8 protein-coding genes are annotated in these 6,179 nt (G+C 29.9%); all 8 read right to left on the reverse strand.

Annotation, left to right across the window (positions count from 1 at the left end; all coding sequences use genetic code 11):
* Window positions 1–182 (reverse strand): transposase (locus CVD18_RS20955; protein WP_146052779.1); only part of this gene is annotated, 182 nt, incomplete at its 3' end.
* Window positions 183–300: 118 nt separating this feature from the next.
* Window positions 301–1,065 carry a hypothetical protein gene (locus CVD18_RS20960; RefSeq protein ID WP_103867436.1) on the reverse strand — a complete coding sequence of 255 codons (765 nt, stop codon included), beginning with the start codon at window positions 1,063–1,065 and terminating at the stop codon, window positions 301–303.
* Between the two features lie 73 nt (window positions 1,066–1,138).
* Window positions 1,139–2,011, reverse strand: a complete 873-nt coding sequence (locus CVD18_RS20965; protein ID WP_103867437.1) for a DUF4261 domain-containing protein — start codon at window positions 2,009–2,011, stop codon at window positions 1,139–1,141.
* 5 nt (window positions 2,012–2,016) lie between these two features.
* Window positions 2,017–2,763, reverse strand: a complete 747-nt coding sequence (locus CVD18_RS20970) for a protein phosphatase 2C domain-containing protein (RefSeq protein ID WP_103867438.1) — start codon at window positions 2,761–2,763, stop codon at window positions 2,017–2,019.
* A gap of 22 nt (window positions 2,764–2,785) precedes the next feature.
* Window positions 2,786–3,292, reverse strand: a complete 507-nt coding sequence (locus CVD18_RS20975; protein ID WP_103867439.1) for a hypothetical protein — start codon at window positions 3,290–3,292, stop codon at window positions 2,786–2,788.
* 2 nt (window positions 3,293–3,294) lie between these two features.
* The gene (locus tag CVD18_RS20980; protein ID WP_103867440.1) at window positions 3,295–4,107 is read right to left on the reverse strand and encodes a hypothetical protein; all 813 of its coding nucleotides are present in this window, start codon (window positions 4,105–4,107) and stop codon (window positions 3,295–3,297) included.
* Between the two features lie 130 nt (window positions 4,108–4,237).
* On the reverse strand, window positions 4,238–5,647 hold the full coding sequence (locus CVD18_RS20985; protein ID WP_146052886.1) for a nuclear transport factor 2 family protein: 1,410 nt from the start codon (window positions 5,645–5,647) through the stop codon (window positions 4,238–4,240).
* A 166-nt stretch (window positions 5,648–5,813) separates the two neighbouring features.
* A partial coding sequence (locus CVD18_RS20990; protein WP_304529245.1) for a group II intron maturase-specific domain-containing protein occupies window positions 5,814–6,179 on the reverse strand: 366 nt, incomplete at its 5' end.

Consider the following 6,179-nt stretch of genomic DNA (forward strand, 5'->3'; position numbering starts at 1 on the left):
TCTGTACTCAATTCCTGTTTTACAGTGAATTTACCAGAGGTAGATTCATATGATTTACGCCATTTACGGATCATACTTCCATCTAAATCATATTCTGAACTCACTTGCTGTACACTTTGACCTGATTGTAATAACTCTACAATCATAAGTTTAAAATCGTTACTATGTTTTCGCTTTACCATAATTCAAATATATTTAACATTATGGGCTATTTAAAATCGTCCTAACAAAACTAGATATTCCAAAAAGAGCAGTACTTATGTTTGACTATTATTAGCTATAGATCTTATTTTTGATTTATTACTTTATTTCTTTTCCTTTAATCCAACTTCTTAAAAAGTTTTCATTTGTGCTAAGTTCGACTATGTGATACTTATTGTAAGACGCAAAAACATCTGAATTTTCAATTTTTTCAATTTCTACTCCTCTATAATTGATATAGTTTGAGTGAATCAAATACAATTGTCCTTTTTCTTTCAAAATATACCCAACATGACTAGAATCAAAACCGATAAAGTGAATTCCTTCTTTTATACTTCTATCGATTTTCAATATATTTTCAGTGATAGAATTTCCTCTTATTTCAATTACTTTGGTGTTTAAGGCTAAACTACTTGCCTCATCAATTGGGCTTTGTTGAGCTAATCTATATCTGTTTAGGTTTACTCCTACATCTTTTAACGTTGTCGAAACAAAATACCCACAAGCAATTTTTCCTTTCCTAGGAATTGATGTGTGCCCTTCAAATGACCATTCTGTTCCTTCCCAAAAAGGAATAATCCTGTTTACTAAAGAAAGCTTAAAGATATTAGATAGTGAGTCTATTGATAGTTCTGTATTGTTTAATCGTAGTTGCTCTTTTTTAATTATATTTTTTATTGTTCCATAACTTTTAGACAAATCACTTTCTAATTTTAATTGCTTAAGAGTTGTTATACTATCATTTTTAATTGAATCATTACTTACTTCCAGATTACTATTAAACGTATTTGAAATTTCTTTCAGGTTCTGCCCTATACATCCAACGTTTATCAATAACAATATTATAAAAACAACCTTTTTCATTCTTCAAATATTTATACTTGTAGTTACTACTAATTGCATGTTGTGTCTTTTTTAAACTCTCGTTTACATATTATTAATCGTTATCATCTATTTCAATCACAATCCGTTTTGGTTCTAATTGGGATTCATTAAAATAGCATTTCCATTTTTGATTTTTCTCTATTCCTTCAATTGTATTTCCATGTTTTATCACAATTCCATTTTCAAAAATATAATGACCATAGTTATACAAAACACTTGCTATTTGTTGAGGATCATAGTTTGTAAATCGAAATTCAAAATCAGGAAGCCCCAAAGAGTGTAACCCTATCGTATCCATTATCATCTCTCCTTCTGTTTCTTGAATATTGAATAAACGTATATTCATAAACACACTTATATTTTGATATTTATTAAGACTACTTCCTTCTAAAAAATCGGTTGGATGTAAAATCACTTCACTATTCTTAATCCAAACCGCAGCTGGTTTCATTGCAGCAACAATACTTGATACATATTTTTGAAAATACGCAATTCTTTCTTTATACTCCATCTCTCTTGACATCAAATCTGTAAGCAAGATTTCATATGAACATTTTTTGACCGTTTCTTCTGCTTCTGGCCAATTCCATGATTGCTTAAAAGAAGAATCTAATCCTGAATAGTCAATTTTGTTTTCCTCAGGCATAAATATCGTTGCTTGAGCTGGTATAGCTCCTTCTACAAATTTCACCTCATAGTCCTTAAAAAAATAATGTCTTGAATCAGATGTTTTATTTGTGTTTTCTGGAAACCCTATTTTATCAAATCGTTTTTTTAGTTCCTTTTCTATTTGTTCATCATCAAAAACAGGTTGACTCTCAAAAAACAATTTTACCATAAGCAACTCAGCTGGGTTTTTTAATTGTTGCTCTATTGGTTCTTGCTCAGTTTCTTCTATTTTCTTTTTTCTTAAAAAATTAAACATCTTAATTAATTATGGCGTTCGTTTTTTATTCTAATGATTGCTAAATCATCTGTTACGATATGATTATACCTATCTTTTAATAGTCTTATTTTTCTATCTAGAAAATTATCAAATTCTGAATCTTTATTATCAATCAACAAATATTCAATAATTTCATTTTCTGATTTTTGTTTTGCTTTGTTTTCAAGGTTTTTAAAAGTAAATATGCCATCTGTACAAATTGATAGATCTTTAAACTCAGAAACCGATAGCTTTTGATCCTGGTCTTTATACCAATCCTCAAAATTATCTCCCAAATGATATCCAAGATAATCTGGTTTGTCATTTTGTTCATATTCTATCAATTCACCGTCTTTGCAAATTAACCCATCTCCTATTGTCAAAAATTCGGCTTTTGAGTCTTTGGTATTTACAATTCCAATGATCAGTGTTGATAACAATTCATTTGTTTCGAGTCCTAGTTGATTTTTGATTTGTTTTGTCTCTTCTATTAGTAGCTTGACAACCTCTTTTAGTTTTGATTTTAAATCGACTGTCTTATCAGAAACAAATTCTTCATAAAACTTGTTCTTTGCGATATTTCTTAAGATTTTTCCGTAAAGCATTGATGCAAAAGCAGATTCTGTTCCCATGGTACATCCATCTAAAACAGCTATTAATTTTTCGTCTGTGGCTATTTGCTCATCGACTAAAAAATCTTCACAGTTATTTGTATGAAATTCTCCTATATGTAATGTTTTATATATTTTCATTCAGTTAATTATATCTAAGCACTTATACCTTATTAATATTCTGGGAAATTGCATTTTCCATTTTTTCAAACCAATATAAATCTTCATCTGGTTTATATGAAAATCTAGTTAATAAACCTGTGATCATCATAATCCATGATACTATATTAATTCCTTTAAAGTCTCTAAAACTGATACTAAACTTTTGTTCTTCAGATATTAATGTGCCTTGATCAAGTTTATTTAACTCATAAGTAGAACTATTTTTTATACCTGCCTGATATCGAACGGTTCTTAGCCTTTTATTGATATCTAATTGTACTATTTGGCACTTTACTATATCTCCTGAACAATCTTCTCCTGTATGCACTTCTACCCAATACGCTCCTTTTTCTATCTTAAAATCACTCTCTATTTTATTATAAAAACAAGGATCTTTTGTAAACTCTTCAATATATTTTGGGTGTATTAAAAATTCCCAAACCTGTTCTGGTTGGTATTTACTTAGAAAGTAAACTATCGTTTTTCTATATTTTCTCTGACCCCTCATTATCAAGATTTCATAACAATAGAACTACTTACAATAGAATTTGAGTTTAAATAATCATATTCTTCTTCATAAAAATGAAATGTGTTCTCATCCAAAGTTTTGACCGTAAGAAAAAATATATCTTTCTTCTTACGCCTTATATGACTATCAGAAGGCCTTGTTTCTTTGATTGTATTGGCATCTACGAATTCCCAAGTACCTTTTATTACCTCATCTCCAGATTGATCTGTATAAGTTCCATCAGGTAAATACTTTTTCCATCGTTTATTATTGTTGTTAAATATTTTAACTGTTGTTTCGTCAAATTCTCTTTTTACAAACGTTTTATTAGTCTCTTGTATTACAGAAATTAGAGGTTCTACATCTTTTATATTAATTGCCTTGTTCAATATTTGCTTTGCCAATGCTACATTCTCTTCAGAGTTATCAGGAATTTCTAATTGAAATGCATATTCTCTTATCTTCCATTTATTAGCACAGAGTAATCTTGTTTTATTTTGCACTTCCCTTTTTAAAACCTCTGCTTCTACTCTCTCCTCTTCTTTTCGTTTTTCCTGTTCTATTTCTTGTTGTCGCTCATATGCTATACTTTCTGATTCTATCAAAAGGGCTTTGTATGTTTTACCAGTCAACACTCCACCAATCTCCTCTAATTCGGTGATATGTTTTTTTAACTGTTTTAATTCTTGTTTCGTTATTTGTTTGGAAACTTCTAGTAGATCCTCTTCTTTTGATGAGTGTTTATATTGCTTTTCTAATCCAGATTGGCAGGAGATAAAAATCAATGCCAAAGCTATAATTATTGTTTTATACATGGTCTAACCTAATATTTTTATATAATAGCTGGTCCCTATAGTTCTTATTCGAGATACAGCTTTATATACTTGATTAGGTTTATAAAAAATATAACAGCTTTTTTTTCAATCAAAAAGATTTAAACCACTTCTATCGTATAAAAATCATTTTGGCAATCTTACCTTCTTTTATTTCATAAATAGCTGCTAAGCTAAAATTATCTCCATTAGCAGTCAAATACTCCTCGTCTATTACGATATTACCTATAACAATTCGGTTTTTGATTTCACTATGCAAATCAGGAATTTTTGCAAACAAATCTGTATACATTGATCGTAATTGTATTTTCCCTTTGAATTGTAGTTTATTTGGATAGTCATATGCTTTTATAGTATCAGAAAAAGTCTTTACAAAAGTATCCATATCTTTTGCATTATAGGCTATTAATTGTTGCTCTACAATATCACTGGCATCTGTAATTTTTCCATTATTATAGATAAAAGTTACACCACTGATTTTTCCATTTTTCACTTCATAAATAACACCTTGGTGATGTTGTTTTTCATTCACATCTGCACGTTCTTCATCGATCACTTTATTTCCCATGACAATACGCTTTACAACCTCTACATTTGCTCTATTTTTATTGGAAAAGAATTCTTGATAATCTGATTTTAACTTATCCTTACCAACATAAAGAGTGTCATGCGGATAATTACGTACGATTACATTATCAGAATAACAGGAAACAAAATCTTCTAAACTACCTTTATTAAAGAATTCTATTTGTTTTTGAACTATCTCTACAGGAGATTCTTCTGATACTATGGCTATATACTTACTATCTGGACTTACTGCAATTCTTGAAATCTCATTGATTTCTTTCTCTTTAAAACTATGCAATACTTTCCAGTCTTTGTCTGTTTCTAGATTAAACCCAACAATGTTCTTGCCTAATGACATAAGTATTGTACCATCTGCCAACCAACACATATCTTCAATTTTAATGGATATTGCTTTAATTTCTTTTGTTTCTCCAGAAATAGGGTTTATAGATTTGATTACCCATTTTTTATGTTCTTTACTTATAAAACTTATTAAATCTGAATTAGGAATTTTATGTAGTGATCGCCCTACATTCTTTTGCAAGGTATCATTCGTTTTATTTTTTAAATTAGACACAACTAGATCCATTCTATCATCTACCAAAACAGAGGACACCAGAATATCTTTATTGTACCAAACATGATACCCGACTTTTAGATCTTTTAGTAATATACTAGACTTACCACTCTTCAAATTATATTCATACAACCGCTGTAGTCCACTAGTGTCTAACCTTATAGCAGAAACAGTTTCTCTACCTGGTATTTTTATAGGTGAATACTCACCGCCCAAAGGTGTATTTGAAACCCAAGTGGTTGTTCCTTCTTTTATATTGTATAATGCAATGTCTGTTTGCTTATTTCTGGTAGAAGAAAAAAGAATCGTATTATCGTCATAAAATGACGGCTGGTTATCATACCCTTCATTATTAGAAATATTTACAGGGTTTATCAATTTAATTTTTTCATTTGTATCTCTATAATTGATCAGATACACTTCTGTATTAGATTGAAAAATAAGGAAACGTATATAGATCGAGTAGACAAGGGGAATTTCGCCCCAAGCCTCTCCCAGAACCGTACGTGAATCTCTCGATTCATACGGCTCTTGTTGTACAAATCTAAGCAGTTACGTTAATATGTGAAAATTTCCAATGGTAAAATAAGCTAGGATATTGTTTCCTAACAGTTGCTAACCATTTATAAGCTTTTCTAATACTGGTTTTGTAACGCTTATACCTTTTCCTTGCCCACCAAACCAATCGCTGACTTAATAACCTAAAAACTTTAGTGAGTTCGTACATTTTAAATTTACCATAGTAACGTACCCATCCTCTTATCATTGGATTTAAGTATTGAGCAACCCCTACAATGCTTTTAAAAGTCAACTTACCTACATTGAGTTCTTCTAGTTTATCGGCAATTCGTTTTCTTGAACTAATACTTATGGCACAATCATACCCTAAAAATAGCGTTTTCTTTTTCTT

Origin of the sequence: Aquimarina sp. I32.4 (assembly GCF_002924285.1) — a bacterium.
Taxonomy (GTDB): domain Bacteria; phylum Bacteroidota; class Bacteroidia; order Flavobacteriales; family Flavobacteriaceae; genus Aquimarina.

Coding starts and splice junctions, on each gene's coding strand:
- CVD18_RS20975 (WP_103867439.1), bottom strand. CDS start 3,292: ATGAGGGGTCAGAGAAAATATAGAAAAACGATAGTTTACTTTCTAAGT.
- CVD18_RS20960 (WP_103867436.1), bottom strand. CDS start 1,065: ATGAAAAAGGTTGTTTTTATAATATTGTTATTGATAAACGTTGGATGT.
- CVD18_RS20965 (WP_103867437.1), bottom strand. CDS start 2,011: ATGTTTAATTTTTTAAGAAAAAAGAAAATAGAAGAAACTGAGCAAGAA.
- CVD18_RS20980 (WP_103867440.1), bottom strand. CDS start 4,107: ATGTATAAAACAATAATTATAGCTTTGGCATTGATTTTTATCTCCTGC.
- CVD18_RS20970 (WP_103867438.1), bottom strand. CDS start 2,763: ATGAAAATATATAAAACATTACATATAGGAGAATTTCATACAAATAAC.